Source organism: Nocardioides sp. Bht2 (assembly GCF_047308515.1).
Lineage (GTDB): Bacteria > Actinomycetota > Actinomycetes > Propionibacteriales > Nocardioidaceae > Nocardioides.
Window position 1 is genome coordinate 48,811 of sequence record NZ_JBLBWI010000014.1, and the last position, 25,459, is coordinate 74,269.

At 67.7% G+C, this 25,459-nt stretch carries 22 protein-coding genes and 1 tRNA gene; 4 read left to right on the forward strand and 19 right to left on the reverse strand.

The features are described 5' to 3' along the window. From atpA to argS, 17 genes are all read right to left on the reverse strand, one after another. Positions 1-1,641 carry a F0F1 ATP synthase subunit alpha gene (gene atpA / locus ACLM5J_RS16095; protein ID WP_413657489.1) on the reverse strand — a complete coding sequence of 547 codons (1,641 nt, stop codon included), beginning with the start codon at positions 1,639-1,641 and terminating at the stop codon, positions 1-3. A gap of 38 nt (positions 1,642-1,679) precedes the next feature. Beyond that, the gene (locus tag ACLM5J_RS16100; RefSeq protein WP_413657490.1) at positions 1,680-2,489 is read right to left on the reverse strand and encodes a F0F1 ATP synthase subunit delta; all 810 of its coding nucleotides are present in this window, start codon (positions 2,487-2,489) and stop codon (positions 1,680-1,682) included. Further along, positions 2,489-3,034 carry a F0F1 ATP synthase subunit B gene (locus ACLM5J_RS16105; RefSeq protein WP_413657491.1) on the reverse strand — a complete coding sequence of 182 codons (546 nt, stop codon included), beginning with the start codon at positions 3,032-3,034 and terminating at the stop codon, positions 2,489-2,491. Before ACLM5J_RS16105 ends, ACLM5J_RS16100 begins: the two co-directional genes overlap by 1 nt. Before the next feature lie 36 nt (positions 3,035-3,070). Continuing rightward, entirely contained in the window at positions 3,071-3,280 is a 210-nt protein-coding gene (gene atpE / locus ACLM5J_RS16110) for an ATP synthase F0 subunit C (protein ID WP_343990743.1), read from the reverse strand. 74 nt (positions 3,281-3,354) lie between these two features. Continuing rightward, positions 3,355-4,179 (reverse strand): F0F1 ATP synthase subunit A, encoded by an 825-nt coding sequence (gene atpB, locus ACLM5J_RS16115; RefSeq protein ID WP_413657492.1) that lies wholly within the window; start codon positions 4,177-4,179, stop codon positions 3,355-3,357. 301 nt (positions 4,180-4,480) lie between these two features. Next, positions 4,481-4,924, reverse strand: a complete 444-nt coding sequence (locus tag ACLM5J_RS16120) for a hypothetical protein (protein ID WP_413657493.1) — start codon at positions 4,922-4,924, stop codon at positions 4,481-4,483. A 113-nt stretch (positions 4,925-5,037) separates the two neighbouring features. Continuing rightward, the gene (locus ACLM5J_RS16125; protein WP_413657494.1) at positions 5,038-6,162 is read right to left on the reverse strand and encodes a glycosyltransferase family 4 protein; all 1,125 of its coding nucleotides are present in this window, start codon (positions 6,160-6,162) and stop codon (positions 5,038-5,040) included. After that, positions 6,162-6,812, reverse strand: a complete 651-nt coding sequence (locus tag ACLM5J_RS16130; protein WP_413657495.1) for an L-threonylcarbamoyladenylate synthase — start codon at positions 6,810-6,812, stop codon at positions 6,162-6,164. The genes ACLM5J_RS16125 and ACLM5J_RS16130 overlap by 1 nt, the downstream gene beginning before the upstream one ends. Continuing rightward, the gene (gene prmC, locus ACLM5J_RS16135) at positions 6,809-7,657 is read right to left on the reverse strand and encodes a peptide chain release factor N(5)-glutamine methyltransferase (protein WP_413657496.1); all 849 of its coding nucleotides are present in this window, start codon (positions 7,655-7,657) and stop codon (positions 6,809-6,811) included. Before prmC ends, ACLM5J_RS16130 begins: the two co-directional genes overlap by 4 nt. Next, positions 7,654-8,727 (reverse strand): peptide chain release factor 1, encoded by a 1,074-nt coding sequence (prfA, locus tag ACLM5J_RS16140; RefSeq protein WP_413657497.1) that lies wholly within the window; start codon positions 8,725-8,727, stop codon positions 7,654-7,656. The genes prmC and prfA overlap by 4 nt, the downstream gene beginning before the upstream one ends. Before the next feature lie 107 nt (positions 8,728-8,834). Beyond that, entirely contained in the window at positions 8,835-9,050 is a 216-nt protein-coding gene (rpmE, locus tag ACLM5J_RS16145; RefSeq protein ID WP_413657499.1) for a 50S ribosomal protein L31, read from the reverse strand. Between the two features lie 108 nt (positions 9,051-9,158). After that, positions 9,159-11,141: a transcription termination factor Rho gene (gene rho / locus ACLM5J_RS16150; RefSeq protein ID WP_413657500.1), complete on the reverse strand. Its 1,983-nt coding sequence runs from the start codon at positions 11,139-11,141 to the stop codon at positions 9,159-9,161. Positions 11,142-11,294: 153 nt separating this feature from the next. Continuing rightward, on the reverse strand, positions 11,295-12,188 hold the full coding sequence (thrB, locus tag ACLM5J_RS16155) for a homoserine kinase (RefSeq protein WP_413657501.1): 894 nt from the start codon (positions 12,186-12,188) through the stop codon (positions 11,295-11,297). Beyond that, positions 12,188-13,252: a threonine synthase gene (thrC, locus tag ACLM5J_RS16160; protein ID WP_413657502.1), complete on the reverse strand. Its 1,065-nt coding sequence runs from the start codon at positions 13,250-13,252 to the stop codon at positions 12,188-12,190. Before thrC ends, thrB begins: the two co-directional genes overlap by 1 nt. Continuing rightward, a complete protein-coding gene (locus ACLM5J_RS16165) occupies positions 13,252-14,550 on the reverse strand; it encodes a homoserine dehydrogenase (protein ID WP_413657503.1) in 1,299 nt (432 codons plus the stop codon). Before ACLM5J_RS16165 ends, thrC begins: the two co-directional genes overlap by 1 nt. Next, positions 14,547-15,968: a diaminopimelate decarboxylase gene (lysA, locus tag ACLM5J_RS16170; RefSeq protein ID WP_413657560.1), complete on the reverse strand. Its 1,422-nt coding sequence runs from the start codon at positions 15,966-15,968 to the stop codon at positions 14,547-14,549. The genes ACLM5J_RS16165 and lysA overlap by 4 nt, the downstream gene beginning before the upstream one ends. Positions 15,969-15,974: 6 nt before the next feature. After that, entirely contained in the window at positions 15,975-17,654 is a 1,680-nt protein-coding gene (gene argS / locus ACLM5J_RS16175) for an arginine--tRNA ligase (RefSeq protein WP_413657504.1), read from the reverse strand. A 159-nt stretch (positions 17,655-17,813) separates the two neighbouring features. Here argS and ACLM5J_RS16180 point away from each other — a divergent pair. Together ACLM5J_RS16180 and ACLM5J_RS16185 are read left to right on the forward strand one after the other, a co-directional pair. Continuing rightward, positions 17,814-17,886, forward strand: a tRNA-Arg gene (locus ACLM5J_RS16180). Between the two features lie 447 nt (positions 17,887-18,333). Next, positions 18,334-19,791, forward strand: a complete 1,458-nt coding sequence (locus ACLM5J_RS16185; RefSeq protein ID WP_413657505.1) for a choice-of-anchor P family protein — start codon at positions 18,334-18,336, stop codon at positions 19,789-19,791. Between the two features lie 94 nt (positions 19,792-19,885). Here the strand turns inward: ACLM5J_RS16185 and ACLM5J_RS16190 are convergent, their stop codons facing one another. Both ACLM5J_RS16190 and ACLM5J_RS16195 read right to left on the reverse strand, forming a co-directional pair. After that, on the reverse strand, positions 19,886-20,788 hold the full coding sequence (locus ACLM5J_RS16190) for an LCP family protein (protein ID WP_413657506.1): 903 nt from the start codon (positions 20,786-20,788) through the stop codon (positions 19,886-19,888). Beyond that, positions 20,785-21,345, reverse strand: coding sequence for a hypothetical protein (locus ACLM5J_RS16195; RefSeq protein ID WP_413657507.1), 561 nt, complete (start codon positions 21,343-21,345; stop codon positions 20,785-20,787). The genes ACLM5J_RS16190 and ACLM5J_RS16195 overlap by 4 nt, the downstream gene beginning before the upstream one ends. Before the next feature lie 140 nt (positions 21,346-21,485). Here ACLM5J_RS16195 and ACLM5J_RS16200 point away from each other — a divergent pair, with 140 nt between their 5' ends. Both ACLM5J_RS16200 and ACLM5J_RS16205 read left to right on the forward strand, forming a co-directional pair. After that, positions 21,486-25,214 (forward strand): multifunctional oxoglutarate decarboxylase/oxoglutarate dehydrogenase thiamine pyrophosphate-binding subunit/dihydrolipoyllysine-residue succinyltransferase subunit, encoded by a 3,729-nt coding sequence (locus ACLM5J_RS16200; RefSeq protein ID WP_413657508.1) that lies wholly within the window; start codon positions 21,486-21,488, stop codon positions 25,212-25,214. Then, complete coding sequence (locus ACLM5J_RS16205) at positions 25,214-25,390, forward strand: DUF6104 family protein (protein ID WP_413657509.1); 177 nt, start codon at positions 25,214-25,216, stop codon at positions 25,388-25,390. The genes ACLM5J_RS16200 and ACLM5J_RS16205 overlap by 1 nt, the downstream gene beginning before the upstream one ends. Positions 25,391-25,459 lie beyond the last annotated feature (69 nt).

Sequence of the window (25,459 nt, forward strand, 5' to 3'; positions counted from 1 at the left end):
TCAGCCCCGCTTCTGCTTGACGATCTGCTCCTGCTCGACGTCCTCGTCAGCCAGCGCCTCAGCCTTGGCGGAACCCGGCTTGACCGAGGAACCGTCCGAGGTCTCGAACTGGTTGAGGAACTCGTCGTAGGCGGCGTTGACGGCCAGCTCGGTCGAGTCCTCGAACTTGAGCGACTCGGCGATGGCCGACAGCACGCCCGGGTGGCTCCGCTTGACGAAGTCAAGGAACTCCGACTCGAAGCGCAGGATGTCCGCGACCGGGACGACGTCCAGCTTGCCGCTGGTGCCCAGGTACATCGAGACCGTCATGTCCTCCACCGCGTACGGGCTGTACTGCGGCTGCTTGAGCAGCTGCATCAGGCGCTCACCGCGGGCGAGCTGCTGACGCGAAGCGGCGTCGAGGTCGGAGGCGAACATCGCGAAGGCCTGCATGGCGCGGAACTGCGCCAGGTCGACCTTGAGCGAACCCGTGACGTTCTTGAGCGCCTTGGTCATTGCGGCACCACCGACGCGGGACACCGAGACACCGACGTCCACGGCGGGACGCTGGTTGGCGGCGAACAGGTCGGACTGCAGGAAGATCTGACCGTCGGTGATCGAGATGACGTTGGTCGGGATGAAGGCCGAGACGTCGTTGGCCTTGGTCTCGATGATCGGCAGACCCGTCATCGAGCCCGCGCCCATGTCGTCGGACAGCTTCGCGCAACGCTCGAGCAGGCGGCTGTGCAGGTAGAAGACGTCACCCGGGTAAGCCTCGCGGCCCGGCGGACGACGGAGCAGCAGCGACACCGCACGGTAGGCCTCAGCCTGCTTGGTGAGGTCATCGAAGACGATCAGGACGTGCTTGCCCTCGTACATCCAGTGCTGGCCGATGGCCGAACCGGTGTAGGGAGCGAGGTACTTGAAGCCGGCCGAGTCGGAGGCCGGGGACGCCACGATGGTGGTGTACTCCAGCGCGCCGGCCTCTTCGAGCGCGCCACGCACGGAGGCGATGGTCGAACCCTTCTGACCGATGGCGACGTAGATGCAGCGAACCTGCTTCGACGGGTCGCCGCTCTCCCAGTTGGACTTCTGGTTGATGATCGTGTCGATCGCGATCGTCGTCTTGCCGGTGGCACGGTCACCGATGATCAGCTGACGCTGACCACGGCCGACGGGGACCAGGGCGTCAATCGCCTTGATACCGGTCGACAGCGGCTCGTGGACCGACTTGCGCTGCATAACACCCGGGGCCTGGACCTCGAGGTTGCGGCGACCGACGGACTCGATCTCGCCCAGGCCGTCGATCGGGCTACCCAGCGGGTCGACGACGCGACCCAGGTAACCGTCACCGACGGGCACGGACAGGATGGTGCCGGTACGACGGACCTTCTGGCCTTCTTCGATCTTGTCGAAGTCACCCAGAACCACGACACCGACCTCGCGGGTGTCAAGGTTCAGGGCCTGGCCGAGGGTGCCGTCCTCGAATTCGAGCAGCTCATTGGCCATGACGGAGGGCAGACCCGACACGCGGGCGATGCCGTCGGCGGCCTCTGCGACCGTACCGACCTCTTCCTTGCTGGCGCTGGTGGGCTGGTACTCGGACACGAAGCGCTGCAGGGCGTCCCGGATCTCCTCCGGACGGATGGAAAGCTCCGTCATCTCTCTTCCTTAGGTTGAAGTTCTGTTCTCTGTGCTGATCAGCTGACGAGCTTGCGACGGGCGTCATCGAGACGCCCGGCGACGGTGCCATCGATGACGTCGTCACCGATCTCCACGCGTACGCCGCCGACGACACTGGGGTCGACCACGACGTTGAGGTGGATCGCCCGCCCGTACTGAGCGCTCAGCACATCGGCCAGGCGCTGGCGGTCGGCTGCGGAGAGGGCGTGAGCGACCCGAACGGTCGCCGCGCTCTTTCCGGCCACCTCGGCAGCCACCTTCTGGTAGCTGTGCAAGGCGGCACCGACGGTGCGGTACGTACCGGCCAGCGACTGCTGGACCAGCGTGACGGTGGCCGGGAGCGCCTTACCCTCGAGGAGGGAGCGCACCAATGCGGCCTTGTCGTCGGTCGAGCGGTTCGCGTCGGCCAAAGCGTCACGCAGCTCAGGGTTCTGAGCCACGATCTGCTCGACCTCGAACAGCTCATCGGAGAGCCGGGACGAGTCATCGCCGGAGGTCCGGACCGCAGCCACCTCGCTGAGACGCTCGACGGCGTCGGCGAGGTCGCGGCTGGCGGTCCAACGACGACCGACAGCCGAGGCGACCAGGTCAAGAGCGACCTGGTCGACCTTGCCCGTCAGAACCTGGCGAACCAGGTCCTGCTTGGCGCCGGCCTCAAGCGATGCGTCCGTGGCGATCCGACGCAGGCCCGGCTCGCCGCGGAGCAGCTGGGAGACTCCGAAGAGGTCCCCACCTACTCGGGCGGAGTCGGTCCCACCCTGCAGACGCTCCTCGAGCTCACCGGTGAGGGCGGCCAGGGCATCTGCGGAAGCACCACGAACCTGCATCAGTTGACTCCGCTCTGGTTGGTCTCCAGCTCGGCGAGGAAGCGCTCGACCACGCGGCTCTGGCGAGCCTCGTCGTCCAGGCTCTCACCGACGATACGACCGGCCAGACCAGTGGCCAAGGAGCCGACCTCGGCACGGAGCGAGGTGACCGCCTGCTGGCGCTCGGCCTCGATCTGTGCCTTGCCCGCCTCGACGATGCGGGCCTGCTCGCTCAGACCCTGAGCACGCAGTTCGGCGACGATCGCGGCACCCTGTTCGCGTGCCTCCTCGCGGATGCGAGCAGCCTCGTGCCGGGCCTCGGACAGCTGAGCCTCGAGGTCGGCGAGCTTGGCGTCGGCCTCAGCCTGCTTCGTCTCAGCAGCAGCGAGTCCGCCTTCGATCGCCGTGGTGCGCTCGGCGAAGGTGGCTTCGAAGTTCGGCACGATGAACTTCTTGGCCGCGAAGAACAGGATCGCGAACATAACGAGACCAAGGATGATCTCGATCGGGTGCGGGATGAGCGGGTTGAGCTCGCCCCCCGCCGCACTGATGGTCAGAGTCTGCATGGGCAGGTCCTTCTTCCGGGTCCTACGTCAGCTGGGTCAGAGAACGAACGCGAGGGCGATACCGATGATCGCGAGTGCCTCAGCGAGCGCGAAGCCCAGGATGGCGATGGTCTGCAGGCGGCTCTGGGCCTCCGGCTGACGGGCGACACCGTTGATGTAAGCGGCGAAGATCAGACCGATACCGACACCGGGGCCGATCGCGGCAAGGCCGTAGCCGATCATGTTGAAGTTGCCTTCGATAGCCATAGCAAGCACGGCTGTTTCCTTTCGGTTATTTCCTTGTTGGAAAACTTGGGGTGAGGAGGTGAAGCGTCTGGAGCTCAGTGCTCGTCAGCGAGCGAACCCTGGATGTACATGGCGTTCAGGAGCACGAAGACGTAGGCCTGAAGGACCTGGACCAGGATCTCGAACACAGTCACGATCCCGAAGAGGAGCCACGCCACGATGCCGACCGGCGCGTAGGCGAGCGACATCTCCATGATCAGGTACTCGCCACCGAGGGCGAAGAGGATCAGCAGCATGTGGCCGGCGAACATGTTGCAGAACAGACGGAGCGCCAGGGTGACCGGGCGAACGATGATGTTCGACATGAACTCGAGCGGGATCAGCAGCGGGTACATCGCGGGGCTGACGCCACTGGGGACACACATCAGCTTCAGCCAGGCAAGGAAGCCGTGCTTCTTGATACCGACGCCGATGTAGACCAGCCAGCTGATCAGAGCGAGGGCGTAGACGAACCCGATCCGCGACATGGTCGGGAACTGGAAGAACGGAATGACGCCCAGCAGGTTGTTCAGCAGGATGAAGAAGAAGAGCGAGAACAGGTACGGCACGAAGGGCAAGAAGTCCTTGCTGCCGATCAGGTCCCGCGCCATGCCGTTGCGCACGAAGCCGTAGCCCTGCTCGCCCACGTACTGCAGGCGGCTCGGAACCATGGCCCGCTTGCGCGAGGCGGCCCAGAAGAAGACGAATACGACGCCGGCTACGAGAACCAGCTGGAGCATCGGCTTGGTAACGCCGAGGTACATCTCCTGGCCGAGGAACTCAAACGTCTTGTCCGGACCGATCGGCGGGAGGTTGAAGTCTCCAGGGCCCGGGGCCTGGAAGCCCTCGGCACGCGTCACGGACGTCGCGATCGAACTCACGGTGTCTCCTGTGTCAGTTGCACTGCGGCAAGTCTTAGTTTGCGGATGGCCGGTTGAATCTGGACCAGGTCATATAGAGGCCGAACCCTGCACCGAGCAGGATCCCGATCGCCACCAGGAACGTCGTTCCCAGCCACTGATCGAGGGCCCAACCCGCTAGCCCGTAGACGAAGACTCCGGAGACCATGTAGCCGAAAGCGTGCCAAGGGTCGCCCTTGGGGCCGTCGTTGTGGTCGCCTGGATTCGCAGACGAGGGATTCTGGTGTGCCATCGCGCACCGCAGAATAGCAGTCGCGGGCGGTCATCGCGCACCCGGTTCGGTGAGTTCGTACGCCGGCAGGCGCAGCCGCGTGGAAACCACGATCTGAGAGACCAACCAAGCAAAGGTCCCGGCGATCACGGCCCCACCCAGCCACCGTCGGTCGAGGGCGTCGTCGAGGGCGCCACCGCGGCTGAGAGCAAGGAAGATCAGCGCCATCACGACCACCTGCAGCACGTAGGTGAGCAGGGCGATCAGCAACGAAGCCTGCGGCAGCACGCCGGCCACCAGATCGACCAGCAGCGCCCCACCACCGAAGACGACCAGCACCATCAGGGTGCCGACGACAGCCCCCCAGGCGGCATCGCTGCCAGCCACAAAGCCACCGACGACGGCGGCGATCAGGCCGATCAACGCTCCCGCACCGGCCGCGGCGAACAACGCGCGACGGCCCGTAGTTACGGGCTTCTGCGTCGCGGTCGTCATCATGGCGGCCGTTCTGGTGGAGGGCGGATTCGGTGCCGCGAGCGAACTCGGGGCGCTTGTGAAAATTAGCACAAGCTCACCTAACGGCTCCAACCGGGGTGGGTTCAGCCCGATCAGACCGGGTCGATTCCGCTCAACTTCGGCACCACGAAGGTCAACACCACGGTAAGCAGGAACCAGAGCCCGATCAATGCGGCGACGGCCGGGCTCGCATAGAGCGAGGCCAGCACCGTGCCGAAGCCGATCAGCGCGGCCCAGAGCCAGATGATCAGAACCGCGCGCCGGTGACTGTGGCCGATCTCCAGCATCCGGTGGTGCAAGTGTTGCTTGTCGGGCTGGTAGAAGCGCTGACCCCGCCTGGTACGCCGGATCACGGCCAGCACCAGGTCGGCCAACGGCACGATCAGGATCGAGAGCGGCACGATGATCGGCAACAGGGTCGGCAGCAGGCTGGACTCGGTCCCGGCACCACCCTGGCTCACCTCCTGCGGCGCGAACTGACCGCTGAGGGTCAGTGCGGACGCGGAGAGGAGCAGCCCCAGGAGCATCGAGCCGGAGTCGCCCATGAAGAGTCGCGCCGGATAGAAGTTGTGCGGCAGGAAGCCGGCGCAGGCGCCGCCGAGCGCGGCACAGAGCAGCGCTCCGGTGACAGCCAGGGTCTGGTCGTTCAGATTGGCGATCTGGTAGCAGAACAGGAAGAAGGCCAGGGCGCCCACGCCGACCACACCCGCGGCCAGACCGTCCAGCCCGTCCACGAAGTTCACCGCATTGATCGTGGTCACCACGATCAACACGGTCAACAGGGCACCTTGCGACTGGTCCAGCGAGACCTGGACGTCGCCGGGTGCCGGGAAGAACCGGTACTGCACGCCGAAGGCGATCAACAGGCCCGCGGCGATCACCTGGCCGCCGATCTTGGTCAACGCGTCCAGCTCGAACAGGTCGTCCAGGACGCCGACAAGACAGATGAAGCCGCCCGCCGCCAGCACCACTCCGGCGTCCCGCATCACGTTGGGATCGCTGGTGGACAGGAACGGCAGTTGCCGGGCCACGAAGTAGGCGGCGACGAGGCCACCGAGGAGGGCCACTCCCCCGAAGTACGGGATCGGGACCACGTGCACATCGCGATCACGTACCTGCGCCACGGCGTTGGTACGCAGCGCGATCTCCCTGGCGATCACCGTCAGCAGGTAGGTCACCGAAGCGGCGACCAGGAAGACCAGGAGGTACTCCCGCATCAGGCACGGACCTCGAAGGGGGCCAGGACCCGGTTGATCTCCTCGATCGGCAGCGCGCCCTGGCGAAGCACCCGGGGAGCGTCGCCGGTGACGTCGATGATCGTGGACGGTTCAGCACCGGCGGTGGGGCCGGCGTCCAGGTAGACCGCGACCGACTCCCCCAGCATCTGCTCGGCCCGATCGGCGTCGGTGGCTGCCGGCTGGCCGGTCGAGTTCGCCGAGCTGACCGCGAGTGGTCCCGTCCGGTCGATGAGCGCCAGCGCCACCTCGTCGTCGGGCATCCGGACGGCGACGGTGCCCCGGGTCTCCCCCAGGTCCCAGCGCAGGGACGGCTGCTGGTGACAGACCAGGGTCAACGGTCCCGGCCAGAACTCCTCCACGAGGGCTCGGGCCCAGTCCGGGACGTCGGTCGCCAGCGCCGAGAGCGTGGCAGCGGCGGCGACCAGCACCGGGGGTGGCATCTCGCGTCCACGGCCCTTCGCGGCCAACAGCGCCTCGACCGCCTCCGGATTGAACGCATCGGCGGCGATCCCGTAGACCGTGTCGGTGGGCATGACCACCAGTTCACCGCGCCGGATCACACCCGTAGCAGTGGTGATCGCGGCGTCCAGGTCGTCGGGTTGTGCCGTGGAGAGCTTCACGATGCTCATCCTCCCAGTCTCGCAGTCAGAAAACGTGCCCGCCCGGCAAGATCGGCGTGGTCACGGACCTCGCGCCAGCGCCCGGTTCGGCTGAAGACACCCGGCGCACTCTCGCCCTGTACGTCGGCATGCTCGGCACCGACCCAGCCGTCCGCGCGGAGCAGGGCCGCTGCGCGCTGCTCCAGAACCCGCATCGCCACCAGGCCGTCGTCGCCGGAGAAGAGGGCCAGGTGCGGGTCATGGTCGCGGGCCTCGGTAGCGACGCTCTCCCAAGCCTCCAACGGGATGTACGGCGGGTTGCAGGCCACCACGTCGACGGTGCCGTCCAGGTCGGTGAACGCGTCTGCCATGTCGCCGTGACGGAGCACCACCCCGGTACCGAGGAGGTTCCGTTCGGCCCACCGGTGGGCGGCAGGATCGAGCTCGACGGCGAAGATCTCGGCGTCCGGGACCTCATCGGCGATCGACTTGGCGATGGCTCCGGAGCCGGTACAGAGGTCGACGACCACCGCCCGGCCACGAACAGCGAGCGCCTCGCGGGCCCGTTCGATCGCCCAGCCGGCCAACAGCTCGGTCTCCGGACGCGGCACGAAGACACCCGGGCCGACCGCGAGCTCGACGTGGCGGAACCAGGCCACACCGGTCAGGTGCTGCAGCGGCTCACGGGCGGCGCGGCGGGCCACCAGAGCGGTGAACTCGGCACGCTGCTGCTCGTCGACGTCGTCGGCCAGGATCAGCCGACCGAGGTCGACACCCAGCACGTGGGCGAGAAGGAGCTCGGCATCGCGGCGCGGCGAGGCGACGTCTGCTGCGGCCAAGGTTGCCGCAGCTTCACGGAGGAGCGCCTGGTTCACGACTCCAGGGTCTCCAAGCGGGCGGCCAGGTCGGCGCCGACCAGCGAGTCGATCACCGGCTGCAGCTCGCCGTCGAGGACCGCATCGAGGTTGTAGGCCTTGTAACCCGTGCGGTGGTCGGAGATCCGGTTCTCCGGATAGTTGTAGGTACGGACCCGCTCCGAGCGGTCGACCGTACGGACCTGGGAACGACGGGCCTCGCTGGCCTCGGCGTCCGCGGCCTCCTCGGCCGCGGCCAGCAGCCGGGCGCGCAGGATCCGCATCGCCTGTTCCTTGTTCTGCAACTGCGACTTCTCGTTCTGGCAGCTGACCACGATGCCGGTCGGCACGTGGGTGATCCGGACCGCAGAGTCCGTGGTGTTCACGCTCTGACCACCGGGGCCGCTGGAACGGAAGACGTCGATCCGCAGATCGTTCTCGTCGATGGAGACGTCGACCTGTTCGGCCTCCGGCATCACCAGGACGCCGGCCGCCGAGGTGTGGACGCGCCCTTGCGACTCGGTGACCGGCACCCGCTGGACCCGGTGCACGCCGCCTTCGAACTTCAGCAGCGCGAACGGGGCCTCACCCGGCTCCGGCGTCCCCTTGGCCTTCACCGCCACGGTGACCGATTTGTAGCCGCCCAGATCGGAGGCGGTGGAGTCGAGGATCTCCACCTTCCACCCACGGCGCTCGGCGAATCGGGTGTACATCCGCAGCAGATCGCCGGCGAAGAGCGCCGACTCCTCCCCACCTTCGCCGGACTTGACCTCGAGCAGCGCATCCTTGGCGTCGCTGGGGTCGCGCGGGACCAGCAGACGCCGCAGCCGCTCAGCGGTCTCGTCGCGGCGGACTTCCAGGCTGACCGCCTCGGCAGCGAAGTCGGGGTCGTCCGAGGCCAACTCTCGTGCTGCCTCGATATCGTCGCCCAAGGTGAGGTACTCCTGCCAGGTCCGCACGATCGCGGAAAGCTCGGAGTAACGCTGGTTGAGCTTCTTGGCCAGCCGTTGATCGGCATGGGTTTCGGGCGCGGCCAAGCGCTGCTCGAGTTCACGGTGCTCGTCCGCGAGTCCTTCAACTGCCTCGAACATGGCTCTCCTTGCCTGGGCTGACCGGATGTCGGGGCGTCAGCGACGACGACCCAAATGCAGGACGCCGGTCACCCGTCACAAGGACGGGGACCGGCGTCACAGCGTTGCTACTTGGCAGCCTTCTTGGCGTAGCGGGCCTCGAAGCGGGCCACGCGGCCACCGGTGTCGAGGATGCGCTGCTTACCGGTGTAGAACGGGTGGCAGTTCGAGCAGGTCTCGGCCTTGATCACGCCGGACGTAGCCGTGCTGCGGGTGGTGAACGTGTTACCGCAGGTGCAGCTGACCTGGGTCTCGACGTATTCGGGGTGAATGTCCTTCTGCACGTTTCTCTCCTTATTTAGGGCCGCCGGGTCGTGCGCACGGATCGGGCACGGGAACCGGAACCAACCTCTTGATTCTGCCACCCCGGGCAAGCCCAGGGCCAATCGGGGTCAGCTACGGCTGACACCCTGCAGCAGCTGGACATTGCTCTGCGAACTGCGGACCAGGCCGGCCAACTCGGCTCCGGCGGTTGCCGGGTCGGCACTGGCGAGTTTTGCGCGCAGCGCGGCGAGCGCGGCGGCCTCCTCCGGGCTGAGCAGCAGGTCCTCGCGCCGGGTGCCGGAGGCCTGGACATCGATTGCCGGGTGTTGGCCGGCTTCGGCAAGGTCACGCCGGAGCCGCAGCTCAAGGTTGGCGGTGCCCTCGAACTCGTCCAGGATCACCGCGTCCGCCTCGGCGACCGAATCGACACTGGCCGTGGCCAGGATGGTCAGCGATCCGCCGTGCTCGACATTGCGCGCCGCACCGAAGAGCCGCTTGGGCGGGTTCAGCGCGGAGACGTCGAGTCCACCGGCCAGGATCCGACCACCGGCGGGCGCGGCCAGGTTGTAGGCCCGAGCCAGCCGAGTAACGCCGTCCAGGAGAACCACGACGTCGTGGCCCAGCTCGACGAGCCGCTTGGCCCGTTCCAGGGCCAACTCCGCGACCGCGATGTGGTCGTGTGCGGGCAGGTCGAAGGTCGAAGCGACCACCTCGCCCTTGACCGAGCGCTGGAAGTCGGTGACCTCTTCGGGGCGCTCCTCGACCAGCACCACCATCAGGTGACACTCCGGGTGATTGGTCGCCACCGAGTCGGCGATCGACTGCAGGAGAGTCGTCTTGCCGCTCCGTGCCGGGGCGACGACGAGGCCGCGCTGGCCCTTGCCGACCGGGGCGACCAGGTCGATCATCCGGCCTGCGACGTTGCGGGCGTCGGTCTCGAGTCGCAGTCGCTCGTCGGGATGGACCGGCGTCAGCTCGGCGAACTCCGGACGCTCCTTCGCCAGATCCGGGTCGGCACCGTTGACGGCGTCCAGGCGGACCATCGGGTTGAACTTCTCCCGCCGCTCCCCTTCGCGGGGCTGGCGGACCTGACCCACCACGGCGTCGCCGCGGCGCAGGCCGAACTTACGCACCATCGACAGTGACAGGTAGACGTCCTCGGCGCCCGGTAGGTACCCGGTGGTCCGCACGAAGGCGTAGTTGTCGAGAACATCCAAGATGCCTGCGGCGGGCACCAGGACGTCGTCCTCGAGGATCGTGGTGTCCGGCTCGTTGCGCTGACGGCCCGTTGTGCGGTCGCGGTCACGGCCCCGGCGACGGCGGTTCCGTCCGGTGCCCTCACCTTCGTCGCCACGGTCCGCGTCGGCATGGTCGGCCTGGTTCTGCTGGTTCTGCTGGTTCTGCTGGTTCTGCTGGTTCTGCTGGCCGCGGCGGTTCTGCTCCTGCTTGTTCTGCTGCTTGGCCTCACCCCGCTGGTTCTGGTCCTGCTTGGCCTCACCGCGCTGGTTCTGCTGGCCCTGCTCGCTACGCTGCCCTCGGCCGTTCTCCCGCTGACCAGCATCGCGCGGGCCGTTGTCCCGCTGGCTGTTGTCGCGCTGAGCGTTCTCTCGCGCCGGCGCTTCGCTCCGCGCCTCGGCCGGGGCCTCACTCGACTCGGCGGCAGGGGCCTCGCCGTCCTGGTCCTTCTTCTTACCCCGCTGACGACGACGCTGGGTGACCTCGATCAGTGCGGGCTGCTCAGCGCTGTCGTGCTCGCCCTGCGCGCGCTCACGCGGCTGCTCGGCCGACTTCTGCTCGGGCTCAGCGGCCTGCTGCGCGGGCCGTGCCGACGCCTCGGCCGCCGCCTGAGGGGCGCCGGCCTCGGGAGCCGACGCAGCCGCCTTCTTCGCCGCGGTCTTGCGTACGCTCTTCTCAACCGGGGTTCCCGCGCCACGGATCGCCTCGACCAGCTGCGCCTTCTTCATACTAGCGCTGCCCGGAATGCCGAGGCCGGCCGCCATCGCCTTCAGATCGGCCAGCAGCAGGCCGTTCAGCCCTCCGGCACGCTTCTTCGGTTCCTTCGCTCCGGCAGGAGCGGAGTTGGCGAGGTCGGCCTGTGGTCCATCGGTCACGAGTTGATCCCTTTTTTCTTCGTGCAGCCCGCAGAGTCGGGGACGAGATGAGGAAGGCGCCGCCCTGTGACCTCGTCGAGAGGCCCCCTGGAGCGCACCGGCGTGCAGACTGGAGCTGAACGCCCAGCAAGACTAACACCGCACCTGAGCGGGTCAGCCGATCACACGAACTCCGGCGGTGTCGATCGCCAAGTGGTGGGCCACCCACCCCTCGGGGCATCGTCCCAGCAACGCCGGTCCGTCTCCGAAGACGAGCACCGTCGGTCCCGCCCCGGAGATCACCGCGGCGTGGCCGTCGGCGCGCAGATCGCGAACCAGGGCTAGGGATTCGGGCATTGCCGGCTCCCGGTAGTCCTGGTGCAGTCGGTCCTCGGTGGCCAACAACAGCCGCTCGGGAGCGCTTGCCAGACTCGCCACCAGGAGGGCGGCGCGGCCGGCGTTCGCAGCGGCGTCACGGTGCGGGACCGCTTCGGGGAGAAGGCCACGGGCGACGTCCGTCGCGACGGGCGTCGGCGGGATGAAGACGACGGCGGAGATCCGCGGGTCGACCGAGGCCCGGGTGGCCCAGTAGCGGTCGCCGTCCGAGCCGGAGATCACGAACCCACCGAGCAGGGCGGGCGCCACGTTGTCGGGATGTCCCTCCATCTCGCCGGCCAACTGCAACGCGCCCTCGTCGTCGAGCAGCAACGTGCCGCCGGCGACCAGGGCGCGGGCCAGACAGATGCCGCCGACGATCGCAGCCGACGACGAGCCGAGCCCCCGGGCGTGGGGCACCCGGTTATGGCAGTGCAGCCGCAGACCCTGCGGGTCCACGTGCATCGCGGCGAACGCGGCACGCATCGACCGCACCACGAGGTGCGACTCGTCGAGCGGAACCTCGCCGGCGCCGGCGCCGCTCACCGAGACCTGCAAGGAGTCGCCACAGATCTCGGCCTCGAGCTCGTCACGCAGATCGAGCGCCAGGCCCAGGGTGTCGAAGCCGGGGCCGAGGTTGGCCGAGGTGGCCGGCACGGTGACCCGTACCGGCCCCGGAACGAACCGCGTCATCAGCGCAGACCAGCGGCCTCGGCGGCCGCATCCACCTCAGCGTCGACGACGGTCTCGGTGACATCGCCGAAGCCTTCCAGCGCGGTCACGGTGTCCTTGAGGCCGTGGCCGGTCACGGTGACCACGACGGTCTTACCGGCGTAGCTCTCACCCTGCTCCAGCTCGGCCAACATCCCGGCGACGCCGACCGCCGAGGCGGGCTCGACGAAGACGCCGTCGTTGGCGGCCAGGCCACGCTGGGCGACGAGGATGGCGTCGTCGGAGAGTGCAGCGAAGCGGCCACCCGACTCCGAGGCGGCAGCCTCGGCCAGCTTCCACGAGGCGGGGTTGCCGATCCGGATCGCGGTTGCCTTGGTCTCCGGATCGGTGACCGGGTGACCCAGCACCAACGGAGCGGCGCCCTCGGCCTGGAACGCGCGCATCACCGGGAGCTTGGTGGAACGGCCCAGCTCGGCGTACTGCTTGTAACCCAGCCAGTAGGCCGAGATGTTGCCGGCGTTGCCGACCGGAAGCAGGTGGTAGTCGGGAGCATCACCGAGACGGTCGACGATCTCGAAGCTAGCGGTCTTCTGCCCTTCCAGACGGATCGGGTTGACCGAGTTCACCAGCGCCACCGGGTACTTCTCGGCGAGGCCGCGCGAGAGCCGCAGGCAGTCGTCGAAGTTGCCGCGGACCATGATGATCTGGGCGCCGTGCATGATCGCCTGTGCCATCTTGCCGGCCGAGATCTTGCCTTCGGGAACCAGCACCAGCGGCTTGATCTGGGCCTTCGCGGCGTAGGCGGCCATCGAGGCCGACGTGTTGCCGGTCGAGGCGCAGACGACGGCCTTCGCGCCCTCGTGGACGGCGACCGATAGGGCCGCCGTCATCCCGCGGTCCTTGAACGAGCCGGTCGGGTTGTTGCCTTCCACCTTCAGCCAGACCTGGCCACCGGTCAGACCGGAGAGCCAGCGCGACTCCACCAGCGGCGTACCACCCTCACCGAGCGTGACCGCGGGAGTGTCTGCCGGAATGTCCAGCAGTTCGCGGTACTCCTCGATGACGCCTCTCCACTGGTGTGCCATCAGTCGTTCTCTCCTTCCACGCGCATCACCGAGGTGACCTCGCGCACGATGTCCATGTCGCGCAGATGTTCAACGGTCGCCGACAGTTGGGCGTCGGTAGCCCGGTGCGAGACGACGACCAACTGGGCGTCGTCGCCGCGGCCTTCCTGGCGCACGGTCTGGATCGAGACGCCATGCTCGGCGAACGCCGCTGCCACCGTGGCCAGCACGCCGGCCCGGTCCTGAACGTCGATGCCCACGTGGTAGCGGGTGACCGTCTCCCCCATCGGCAGCACGTCGAGGGCGGCGTAGGCCGACTCGCCCGCACCGCGGCTGCCGGAGAGCATGTTGCGCGCCGCCGTGACCAGGTCGCCGAGGACCGCGGAGGCGGTCGGCGAACCGCCGGCACCGGGGCCGTAGAACATCAGCTGGCCAGCGGCCTCGGACTCGACGAAGACCGCGTTGTAGGCCTCACGGACCGACGCCAGCGGGTGGCTGTCGGGGATCATCGCCGGGTGTACCCGGGCCGAGACCGCGCCGTCGCGCAGCTCGCAGATGGCCAGCAGCTTGACCACGGAGCGCATCTCCCGCGCCGAGGCGACGTCCGCGGCGGTGACCTCGGAGATCCCCTCCCGGTGCACATCGCCCGCGGTGACCCGGGTGTGGAAGGCCAAGCTGGCCAGGATCGCGGCCTTGGCCGCAGCGTCGAAGCCTTCGACGTCGGCGGTCGGGTCGGCCTCGGCGTAGCCCAGCTGCTGGGCCTCCTCCAGCGCCTCGGCGAAGCCGGCGCCCGAGGTGTGCATCTTGTCGAGGATGAAGTTCGTGGTGCCGTTGACGATGCCGAGCACCCGGGTCACCTTGTCACCGGTCAACGACTCGCGCAGCGGGCGCAGGATCGGAATCGCGCCGGCGACCGCCGCCTCGTAGTAGAGGTCACGGTTCGCCTTCTCAGCCGCTTCGAAGAGAGTCGGGCCGTCCTCGGCGAGGAGCGCCTTGTTCGCGCTGACCACCGAGGCGCCGTTCTCCAGCGCCGCAAGGATCAGGCCGCGGGCGGGCTCGATGCCGCCGATCACCTCGACCACGAGGTCGATGTCGCCGCGCGAGACGAGCCCGTGTGCGTCGGTCGTCAGCAGGTGCTCGGGGACCTCCACCTCGCGCTCAGCGTCGAGGCGGCGGACCGCGACCCCGGCCAGTTCCAAGCGGGCACCGGCGCGCGCGGCCAGGTCGGCGGACTGCTCGGTCAGCAGGCGCACCACCTGGGAGCCCACCGATCCACAGCCGAGTACTGCTACCCGCAGTACCTTGTCACCCTCACTCATCGTGCAGCTCCCTCTAGCGTGGCACCGACATCGGTTGCCAGCAGGTCGTCGATCGTCTCGCGGCGCACGATCACTCGCGCGACGCCGTCGCGGACCGCAATCACGGGCGGCCGCAGGGCATGGTTGTAGTTGGAGGCCATCGACCGGCAGTAGGCGCCGGTACCAGGCACGGCCAGGAGGTCACCGGGGGCGATGTCACCCGGCAGGAACTCGTCTTTGACCACGATGTCGCCGGCTTCGCAGTGCTTGCCCACCACCCGGGCCAGGACCGCCGGAGCCGCCGAACTGCGCGAGGCCAACGTCGCCGAGTAGTCGGCGTCGTAGAGCGCGGTGCGGATGTTGTCGCTCATCCCGCCGTCGACCGATACGTAGGTCCGGCGGGCGCCGCCGTCGAGCGCGACCTCCTTGACAGTGCCCACGGTGTAAACGGTGCACATGCTCGGGCCGACGATGGCGCGGCCGGGCTCGATCGAGAGCCGCGGGGCGGTGATGCCGAGGCTGGCGCACTCGTGGGCGATCACCGCACGCATCCCGGCTGCGAGATCCGCCGGGGTCGAGGGGTCGTCCTGGGTGGTGTAGGCGATGCCGAAGCCGCCGCCGAGATCCATCTCCGGCATCGTGTGGCCGAGCTCGGCAGCCACCTCGGCGTGCAGGGCGAGTACTCGCCGGGCGGCGACCTCGAAGCCGGAGGTGTCGAAGATCTGGCTGCCGATGTGCGAGTGCAGTCCCTCGAGCTTGAGACCCGGCTCGGCGAGCACCCGGCGGGCCGCCTCCAAGGCGTCGCCGGCGGTGATCGAGAAGCCGAACTTCTGGTCCTCGTGCGCGGTCGCGATGAACTCGTGGGTGTGCGCTTCGACGCCGGCCGTGACCCGGATCATCACCCGGGCGGTGGTACCGAGCGTCGCGGTGATCTCGGCGAGCCGCTCGATCTCGTGGAACGAGTCGACGACGATCCGGCCGACCCCCAACTCGACCGCTCGGACCAGTTCGGCGCGCGACTTGTTGTTGCCGTGGTAGCCCAACCGAGCCGGGTCGAAGCCGGCGCGCAGCGCAACGGTCAACTCGCCGTCCGAGCAGACGTCGAGGTGGAGTCCGGTCTCCGCGATCCACCCGGCGACGGTGGTGCACAGGAACGACTTGCCGGCGTAGTAGACGTCGAAGTCGTGGAAGGCATCGCGGAACGCCTCGGCACGAGCCCGGAAGTCGGCCTCGTCCATCACGTAGGCCGCAGACCCGTGCTCTGCCACGAGATCCGGCAAGGCGACGCCGCCGACGCTGAGCACGCCGTCGGTCTTCGCGGCGGTCTGGGACCACAGGATCGGGACCAGAGCGTTGGTGTCTTCGGGCTCGCGCAGCCAGGCCGGGCCGCGGAGCGCGCCGGGGGCATGCGCCCAACCAGCTTCGTGTGCACGCATCAGATCCCCTTACATCCGCTCGGGCGCGGAGACGCCGAGCAGGTCGAGGCCGTTGGCCAGCACGGTCCGGACCGCAGCGGCCAGCACCAGCCGGGCCGCATTGACCGGCCCCGCGGGCTCGTCGCCCTGCGGCAGCATCCGGCACTCCTTGGTGTCGTACCACTTGTTGAAGACCGCGGTGGTGTCCTCCAGGTAGCGCGCGATCCGGTGCGGCTCGCGCAACTCAGCAGCTGCCGTCACCACCCGCGGGAACTCGGCCAGGCTGCGCAACAGGTCGCCTTCGAGCTCGTGGGCGAGGAGCGCCGGGTCGAAGCCGGCGAGCGCCTCTTCGACCGAGGGCATGGCGAGGCCACGGGCGTTCTCCATCATCCGGCAGGTACGGGCGTGGCCGTACTGCACGTAGTAGACCGGGTTGTCGGCCGAGGCCTTGGTGATCTCGGCGACGTCGAGCACCAGCGGCGAGTCCGCCGGGTAACGGGCCAGCGAGTAGCGCAGGGCGTCGACGCCGATCTCATCGGCCAGCTCGTTGAGGGTGACGATGGTGCCGGCACGCTTCGAGAGCTTGAGCTCCTCGCCGTCGCGCAGGATCTTGACCAGCTGGCCGATCAGCACGTCGAGCGTCTTCGCGGGGTCGTCGCCGACGCAGGCAGCCATCGCCTTGAGCCGGCCCACGTAGCCGTGGTGGTCGGCACCGAGGAGGTAGATGCAGTTGTCGAAGCCGCGGGACCGCTTGTTCAGGTAGTAGGCGGTGTCGGAGGCGAAGTAGGTCAGCTCGCCATCGGACTTGATCAGCACCCGGTCCTTGTCGTCGCCGAAGTCGGTGGTCCGCATCCACAGTGCGCCACCCTCCTCGTAGACGTGGCCCAGCTCCTTGAGCCGCGCCAGCGTCTCCGGCACCGATCCCGACTCGTGCAGGGAGAGCTCGGAGAACCAGACGTCGAAGTGGGTGTTGAAGGAGTCGAGCTGTTCCTGCTGCTCCTTGAGCTGAATCTCGTAGCCCTTGGCCCGCACCGCGGCGCGACGCTCGTCGGCCGGCAGCGCGAAGATGCCCGGCTGCGCTGCCTCGACGGCGGTCGCCAGGTCGTCGATGTAGCCACCGGCGTAGCCGTCCTCGGGCTTCGGTTCACCGAGCGCGGAGGCGATGATCGAGTCAGCGAAGTGGTTCATCTGCACGCCGCGGTCGTTGATGTAGAACTCGCGGGTGACCTCGGCACCCGCTGCCGTGAGCACCCGGCCGATGGCGTCGCCCAGCACTGCCCAGCGGGTGTGACCCAGGTGCAGCGGGCCGGTCGGATTGGCCGAGATGAACTCGACGTTGATCTTCTGCCCGGCAAGCGCCTGGTTGTGGCCGTAGGCAGCGTCGGCGGTCAACACCTGCGCGGCGATCTCCCCCTGGGCGCCTGCCTCAACACTGATGTTGAGGAAGCCCGGGCCTGCCACCTCTGCGGCAGCGATGCCGTCCGCCTGCGTCAGCGCGCCAGCAAGCAGCTCAGCGAAGGCACGCGGATTCGTACCGGCCTTCTTAGCCAGCTGCATCGCCACGTTGGTGGCGTAGTCGCCATGCCCCTTCTGGCGGGGACGCTCTACCGTGACCGAGGTAGGGACGCCGTCGGGCAGCGTCAGGGCCCCCTCCTCCACCAGGGTGGTGAGGGCGGTGACGATCGCTTGGGAGAGTTGTTCTGGGGTCACCTGCCCAGCCTATCGGCGCGGAAGCCTCGGGCTGACACCGATATCGACTGCTGGAAGAGCGGAGCCCGATATCGATGCACGGACAGGCCGAACCCAGCCCCGTTTGGCAAGACGGCCAGGGAGACCTGTAAGGTTTCGCCACGCGCCGCTTGGCGTAATGCCTCCGTAGCTCAGGGGATAGAGCACTGGTTTCCGGTACCAGGTGCCGCAGGTTCGAATCCTGCCGGAGGCGCACATAGAACGCAGCAGAGAAATCTGTCTCGACCCGGACCGCACAGCGGTCCGGGTTTCTGCATTTCTCCGGGCCTTCTTCAGTCTCCGCACTGGTCTAGACCGAATGTCTTCGGGACCTTCGTCCTGATCTACGTGCGGTTCAACCCGGGACCGGACCCGGGACCCCTCCATGCCTGTTTATCGACCCGATCCCCGCTCAGCATTCCTAGGAGTCGCCCAGGATCCGGCTTGGAGCCAGTCGGACTCGGCCCAGCAACATAGTCCTAGTGGGTCACGTATTTCTCCGTTTCGGCCCCAAAACGGTCGCCAGCCGGAACACTTACCCATAACTAAGTACTGGGGTGCCTCGTTTGGGGGAACGAGTGCAGTGGGGAGTGCCTTATGGGGCTTGGTTGCGCTCGACTCTGACGACAACTTTTGGGGAGATGTAGTAGTGAAGACTTCGATGCGACATGCCATCGCTACGGCCACCGCCGTTGCTGTCGCCTCCGCCGGCACGCTGGCCATGACCGGGCCGGTTTCCGCTGCCGCACCGGCAGCGTCGAGCGTGACCGCCCAGGACGGCGTCAAGGTTCTGGCGAAGAAGAAGAAAAAGAAGAAGACCACCCGTTACACGATGGGTGGCGACGCCTACGGCACCGAGATCGTGGCCGGCCTGCTCGGCCTCCGCTCGGACCGCACCGCGTTCTCGTGGGTCGGCTGCACCCAGCACAACCGCCAGATGAGCACCGCACTCGTCGGCGGTTCGGTGCTTCCGGGCAACGCCTTCCTCGACCTCGGTGTCGTCCGGTCCAGCACCAAGACCCGTAAGGGCAGCGCCGCCAAGGCGCTGGGCTTCCCGTCGAACACCGCTGCGGCCTCGATCTCCAGCGCCAAGGTGGCCGACGTCCGCCTCGGCCCGGCCAACGGTCCGCACCTGGTGATCACCGGACTTGAGTCCGAGGCCCGCGCCTGGGTGAACAAGAAGGGCAAGTTCAACACCACGCAGAAGTACAAGACGCTCAACATCGACGCCAAGACCGGCATCGCTCCGCTCGACCAGCTGCTCGGCCAGCAGGGCCTCGGCGGCCTGCTCGATCTGTTGCTCGGCAACATCGTCGAGCCTCTGATCGACGTGGTCGGCGGCGTGCTGAAGGTGGCCGGTCTCGGTGAGATCAGCATGGGCAAGGGCGTCTCGAAGGAGCGCAAGAACCACGCCATCTCCTACTCGACCGCCCTCGAGGTCCGCCTCTACGGGACCGACATGAAGCGCAGCGCCGACGACATCGTCGTCGAACTGGGCCGTTCGCGGGCTCGGATCAACCGGACCAACGAGCCGGGCCGCTTCGGTGGCTACGCCTCTGCCCTGGACGCCACCCTGCTCGACGGCGTGCTGAAGACCTCGAAGCTGGCGCACCAGCCTGTTCCCTGCATGGGTACCGGCGGCGCCTGGAAGAAGAGCGGTGTGGCCGGCGTCAACCTGCTCGGCCTCGGCCTGGTCGAGGTCGGCGCGGTGACCTCCGCCGTGCAGACCAAGGGCACCCGCCGCACCACCCGCACCACCAAGAGCAAGGGCCAGACCGCTCGGATCGCGATCGGCGGCAACAACGGCCTGGTGATCGAGGCGATCACCTCGGAGGCCACCGCCCAGCGCAACCGGGTCGGCAAGCTCAGCACCAAGTCCTACGTCGACATCGGCTCGATCTCGGTGGCCGGCCAGAAGTACAGCCTGGGAGACCTGCTCAACCCGGTCCTCAGCGGCCTGGACGGCGTGCTCTCGGGTATCGGCATCGCCAGCATCAAGACCCACGTCAAGCGCAAGGTCAAGAACGGCATCGGCGTGATCGCCCTGCAGATCAAGCTGCTCAACGGCAAGGGCGCCGACATCAAGATCGGTGACGTCGAGGCGAAGGTCTCCAAGTAACACCGAACACCAGCTTCACCAGAACGACAGCAAGGGCGGTCCGATCTCGGACCGCCCTTGTGGTTTCTCTCGCCGGCTGTTCACTCCGGCGAACTCAACACCGCTTGATGACGGCGTCCTTGCGGGCGTCGTCGCCCCAACGCTTGGCCAGCGCCCGATCCGGAAGCACCACACTCGCTCCCCCGATGTTGGCGAAGCTTCCGGTCAGCACACAGCCGGTGATCCTGCGAGCGTCGACCGCCGCGACCGCCCGGGCCAATTGGAAGAGCACCTTGGGTGAGACCTGGGCATCCATGTTCTTCAACACCGCCAGGGTGCCGACGTCGAGGAAGCCGGGACGGTCGGCGTTCGCCGCCACCTTCCTTTGGATCGCAGCGATCACCTCCTGCTGGTTGGCGGAGCGATCGAAGTCGCCGCGCGGCAGCGATTTGCGGATCCGCGCGAAGTGCAGGGCGCCGTAGCCCTCGACCTTGTTCTTGCCGACCCGATAGCCCTGCGGCGCGAGGTACGGGTCGGAGAAGGCGAACCTACTGTCCACCGTGACGCCACCGATCGCGTCGACCATGTGTCGCAGGCCCCAGAAGCTGGAGACCATCACGTAGTCGGGCTCGATCCCGATCAGGCCTTCGATCGTCTTGGCCATCAACTGGGGCCCGCCGTAGAACAACGCAGCGTTCACCCGATTGGAGCCGTGGCCCGGGATCGGGACCCACGAATCGCGGGCAACGCCGATCGCGGTGGCCGCCCCGGTCCTGGTGTTGATCCCCACCAACTGGATCGCGTCCGCGCGGCTGCGCGTCACGTTCTGCCCCAACCGGGCATCCGATCCCAGGGCCAGGATCCAGATCACGTCCGGCGACAGGTCGATCCCTTCCGCACGGTCGACCGCGACCAGTGCCGAGGTGGTCGGCGCCACGGCGCCGTCCGGAACGCTGAGAGCGGTCACACCCAACACGGCGCCGATGGCAAGGCGACGCCACCACGAGATCCTGCTCATCGGCGCACCACCTGGTACTCGAAGACCTGCCAGCCGCCGCGCACCGGTGAGAGCGACAACCTGCCGGTGATGGTCTCGGTGCCGGGAGTCTCCAGAACCAACCGGAACCGCGCCGTCGCACCGACGGCGCGACCCTTCGCGCTCAGCAGATCGACCCGGACCTTGCGCACCGTCGCGCGGACCGAGGTGAGCTCGGCACCGCGGACGGCGTTGCTGGTCACCGCTGACTCGCGGCGGGCTTGCCCGGCGAGGCGTCTGGTGAACCCCGGCCACGCGTCGGAGAAGTCGCTGCGCGGGTACTCCCCCAGATAGGCCGCTTCGAACCAGCCGTCCACCACCTGGGCGACATCGGCGACCGCGGCGTCACGAGCGGCACGGCCGATGCGACCGGTGAGCTTGCCCGGAGCCACGTCGATCGGGGCCGACGACGGAGCCGGAGCGCTCGGCGTGGAGGCGGACTTCGTGGGCTCGTCGTCGCCGGTACAGGCACCCAGCGCCAGACCTGCGACGAGCGCAAGAAGCACCGCCGCGGGTGCTCGATCTCGTGGTTTCGGCATCTGTCCACCTTCGTTGTTCCACCCTCGGATGACAAACCTTGACCGACATACGGCACCGTCCGAACCATTTGCTTGCCGGTGGGTCTAGCCTTAACCCTTGACATCACTCATCAGCTGCACCGGAAGAGGCGAACCTAGAAGTGGCTGAGTCTTCTCAGAACAACTCCCCCACAGATTTCGGAGCCAACGAATGGCTCGTTGACGAGATGTTCGAGCAGTACCGACGTGACCCGGCAAGTGTGAGTGCGGAGTGGAGTGAGTACTTCAGAACGCACGCTGCTGGCGGCGTGAGTACCACCGCCGCCGCCACCGGAACCACGCAGACCCAGAACTCGGCCGCACCGGCCTCCGTAGCCGCAGCCCCCGCGGCTACGGCCCCGGCTGCCGCTGCTCCGGCCGCTGCTTCACAACCGCCGGCACCGGTCGCCAAGCCGCGCCCGGCCAGCAAGGCTGCCGAACCGGCCAAGGGCACCAGCTCGCCGGCTCCGCGCGAGCCGCAGAAGCCTGCGCCGTCCAGCGCTGCTGAAGAGCCCCGCTACACGACGCTGCGCGGTATCCCGGCTGCGACCGCGAAGAACATGGACGTCTCGCTCTCCGTGCCGACCGCGACCTCGGTCCGCAACATCCCGGTCAAGCTGCTGTGGGACAACCGCACGGTGATCAACAATCACCTCAAGCGGGCCCGTGGTGGCAAGGTCAGCTTCACCCACCTGATCGGCTACGCGATCGTCCGCGCGATGCGCGCGATGCCGGAGATGAACAGCACCTTCGCCGAGGTCAACGGCAAGCCGACGCTGGTCTCCCCCGCGCACGTGAACCTCGGCCTCGCGATCGACCAGCAGAAGCCCGACGGCACCCGCCAGTTGGTGGCGCCGTCGATCAAGGGCTGCGAGTCGATGGACTTCGCCTCCTTCTGGACCGCCTACGAGACGATGGTCTCCAAGGCCCGCGACAACAAGCTCGGCATGGACGACTACGCCGGCACCACGATCTCGCTGACCAACGTCGGTGGCCTAGGCACCAGCCACTCCGTGCCCCGTCTGATGAGCGGCCAGGCTGCCATCTTCGGCGTCGGCTCGATGGAGTACCCGCCGGAGTTCCAGGGTGCCTCGGAGGACACCCTGACCCGGAACGCGGTCAGCAAGATCATGACGATCACCTCGACCTACGACCACCGCGTCATCCAGGGCGCGCAGTCCGGCGAGTTCCTGCGTCTGGTCCACCACCTGCTGCTCGGCGAGGAGGGCTTCTACGACGAGATCTTCGCCTCGCTGCGGATCCCGTACCAGCCGATCCGCTGGCGCGCGGACATCGCCACCAGCCACGACGAGGACATCTCCAAGCAGGCCCGGATCCTCGAGCTGATCCACTCCTACCGCGTCCGCGGCCACCTGATGGCCGACACGGACCCGCTGGAGTACCGCCAGCGCAGCCACCCCGACCTCGAGATCGAGAACCACGGCTTGACCATGTGGGACCTCGACCGCGAGTTCGCGACCGGCTCGTTCGGTGGCGAAGGCCGTCGCTTCATGAAGCTGCGCGACATCCTCGGCATCCTGCGTGACTCCTACTGCCGCACCATCGGCATCGAGTACATGCACATCATGTCGCCGGAGCAGCGCAAGTGGATCCAGGAACGCGTCGAGGTGCCGCACACCAAGACCCCGCGCGAGGAGCAGCTCCGGATCCTGCTCAAGCTCAACCAGGCCGAGGCGTTCGAGACCTTCCTGCAGACGAAGTTCGTCGGCCAGAAGCGGTTCAGCCTCGAGGGTGGCGAGACCACCATCCCGGTGATCGACGAGATCTGTGAGGCCGCCGCCGAGATCAGCCTCGACGAGGTCGCGATCGGGATGGCCCACCGTGGGCGACTCAACGTGCTGGCCAACATCGTCGGCAAGAAGTACTCGCAGATCTTCCGCGAGTTCGAGGGCAACATCGACCCGCGCACCGTGCAGGGCTCGGGCGACGTCAAGTACCACCTGGGCGCCGAGGGTGAGTTCCTCTCCGGCAAGGGCGACACGATCAAGGTCTCCGTGGCCGCGAACCCGTCTCACCTCGAGGCTGTCGACCCGGTCCTGGAGGGCATCGCCCGCGCCAAGCAGGACGTGCTCGACCGCGGCCTGGAGTTCCCGGTGCTGCCGCTGCTGATCCACGGTGACGCCGCGTTCGCCGGTCAGGGTGTGGTCGCTGAGACGCTCAACCTCTCGCAGCTGCGTGGCTACCGCACCGGTGGCTCGATCCACCTGGTCGTCAACAACCAGGTCGGCTTCACCACCTCCCCCGGTTCGTCACGGTCGTCGCTGTACGCCACCGACGTCGCCCGGATGGTTCAGGCGCCGATCTTCCACGTCAACGGCGACGACCCCGAGGCCTGCATCCGCGTTGCCCGCTTGGCGTTCGAGTACCGCCAGGCGTTCAACAAGGACGTCGTCATCGACCTGGTCTGCTACCGCCGTCGCGGCCACAACGAGGGCGACGACCCGAGCTACACCCAGCCGCTGATGTACGACCTGATCGAGCAGAAGCGTTCGGTGCGCAAGCTCTACACCGAGTCGCTGATCGGTCGTGGTGACATCACCATCGAAGAGGCCGAGCAGGTGCTGCGCGACTACCAGCAGCAGCTGGAGCGGGTCTTCACCGAGGTCCGCGAGGCCACCTCGCAGCCCGAGGAGTGGACCACCGTCCCGGACTACCCGGAGAAGACGGCCGGCGAGGCGGTGACCGCGATCGCCCCCGAGGTGATGAAGCGGATCTCCGACGCCTACATCACGCCGCCCGAGGGCTTCACCGTCCACCCGAAGGTGATGCCGCAGCTCCAGCGTCGCGCAGCCGCGATCACCGACGGTCCGATCGACTGGGGCACCGGCGAGATCCTCGCGTTCGGTTCCCTGTTGATGGAAGGCCGCCCGGTCCGCCTGGCCGGTCAGGACAGCCGCCGCGGCACCTTCGTGCAGCGCTTCGCGACCATCATCGACCGTCACAACGCCGACGAGTGGACCCCCCTGACCGCGCTCAGCGAGGACCAGGCGAAGTTCTACGTCTACGACTCCCTGCTCAGCGAGTACGCCGCTCTCGGCTTCGAGTACGGCTACTCCGTGGCACGTCCGGACGCGCTGGTCCTCTGGGAGGCCCAGTTCGGTGACTTCGTCAACGGTGCGCAGACCATCATCGATGAGTTCATCACCTCCAGCGAGGCGAAGTGGCGCCAGCAGTCCGGCGTCGTGCTGCTGCTGCCGCACGGGTACGAGGGCCAAGGACCCGACCACTCGTCCGCCCGGATCGAGCGGTTCCTGTCGATGTGCGCCGAGAACAACATCGTCGTCGCCCAGCCGTCGACCCCGGCGTCCTACTTCCACCTGCTGCGTCGTCACTCGCTCGGCGAGGAGCACCGCCCACTGGTGGTCTTCACCCCGAAGTCGATGCTCAAGCGGAAGGAAGCCGCCTCGCAGCCGAGCGACTTCACCGAGGGCTCGTTCCAGCCGCTGATCGGCGACAACGTGGAGGACCCGAACGCGGTCGACACGCTGCTGCTCTGCTCGGGCCGGGTCACTTGGGACATCGTCAAGGCCCGTTCCGGGCGTGAGGACTCCTCGCGCTTCGCCATCGCCCGCGTCGAGCGGCTCTACCCGTCGCCGGACGAGCTGATCGCTGCCGAGGTCGCGAAGTACCCGAACCTGAAGAACATCCGTTGGGTTCAGGACGAGCCGAAGAACATGGGCCCCTGGCCGTACTACGCACTCAACGTGTGGAACGAGCTGGGTCTCAACGTGGAGCTGGTCAGCCGGACCGCTTCGGCGTCTCCCTCGGTGGGTACCGCCAAGCGTCACCAGGAGGAGCAGAAGGTCCTCCTCGACACCACCTTCGCCTGATGTACTACACGGACCGGGGCATCGAGGAGCTCCTCAAGCGTCGCGGTGACGAAGAGGTCACCTTGGAGTGGCTCGCCGACCGCTTGCAGGAGTTCACCGATATCCACCCCGAGTTCGAGACGGCGGTCGAACGGTTCGCCACCTGGCTCGCCAGGCTGGACGACCCGGAGGACTGACCGGTCCGAGAACGCCGAGGTACGACGAGAGGCCCCCACCTTCGCAGGTGGGGGCCTCTCGCGTTGACC

What these genes read in the sequence shown, in the direction of transcription:
- thrC (WP_413657502.1), bottom strand. Translation starts at nt 13,252, where the DNA reads ATGGCACACCAGTGGAGAGGCGTCATCGAGGAGTACCGCGAACTGCTG.
- ACLM5J_RS16195 (WP_413657507.1), bottom strand. Translation starts at nt 21,345, where the DNA reads ATGCCGAAACCACGAGATCGAGCACCCGCGGCGGTGCTTCTTGCGCTC.
- ACLM5J_RS16165 (WP_413657503.1), bottom strand. Translation starts at nt 14,550, where the DNA reads ATGAGTGAGGGTGACAAGGTACTGCGGGTAGCAGTACTCGGCTGTGGA.
- prfA (WP_413657497.1), bottom strand. Translation starts at nt 8,727, where the DNA reads ATGTTCGAGGCAGTTGAAGGACTCGCGGACGAGCACCGTGAACTCGAG.
- ACLM5J_RS16120 (WP_413657493.1), bottom strand. Translation starts at nt 4,924, where the DNA reads ATGACGACCGCGACGCAGAAGCCCGTAACTACGGGCCGTCGCGCGTTG.
- atpE (WP_343990743.1), bottom strand. Translation starts at nt 3,280, where the DNA reads ATGGCTATCGAAGGCAACTTCAACATGATCGGCTACGGCCTTGCCGCG.
- ACLM5J_RS16190 (WP_413657506.1), bottom strand. Translation starts at nt 20,788, where the DNA reads ATGAGCAGGATCTCGTGGTGGCGTCGCCTTGCCATCGGCGCCGTGTTG.
- atpA (WP_413657489.1), bottom strand. Translation starts at nt 1,641, where the DNA reads ATGACGGAGCTTTCCATCCGTCCGGAGGAGATCCGGGACGCCCTGCAG.
- ACLM5J_RS16125 (WP_413657494.1), bottom strand. Translation starts at nt 6,162, where the DNA reads ATGCGGGAGTACCTCCTGGTCTTCCTGGTCGCCGCTTCGGTGACCTAC.
- ACLM5J_RS16185 (WP_413657505.1), top strand. Translation starts at nt 18,334, where the DNA reads ATGCGACATGCCATCGCTACGGCCACCGCCGTTGCTGTCGCCTCCGCC.
- ACLM5J_RS16130 (WP_413657495.1), bottom strand. Translation starts at nt 6,812, where the DNA reads ATGAGCATCGTGAAGCTCTCCACGGCACAACCCGACGACCTGGACGCC.
- ACLM5J_RS16105 (WP_413657491.1), bottom strand. Translation starts at nt 3,034, where the DNA reads ATGCAGACTCTGACCATCAGTGCGGCGGGGGGCGAGCTCAACCCGCTC.
- thrB (WP_413657501.1), bottom strand. Translation starts at nt 12,188, where the DNA reads ATGACGCGGTTCGTTCCGGGGCCGGTACGGGTCACCGTGCCGGCCACC.
- ACLM5J_RS16205 (WP_413657509.1), top strand. Translation starts at nt 25,214, where the DNA reads ATGTACTACACGGACCGGGGCATCGAGGAGCTCCTCAAGCGTCGCGGT.
- ACLM5J_RS16100 (WP_413657490.1), bottom strand. Translation starts at nt 2,489, where the DNA reads ATGCAGGTTCGTGGTGCTTCCGCAGATGCCCTGGCCGCCCTCACCGGT.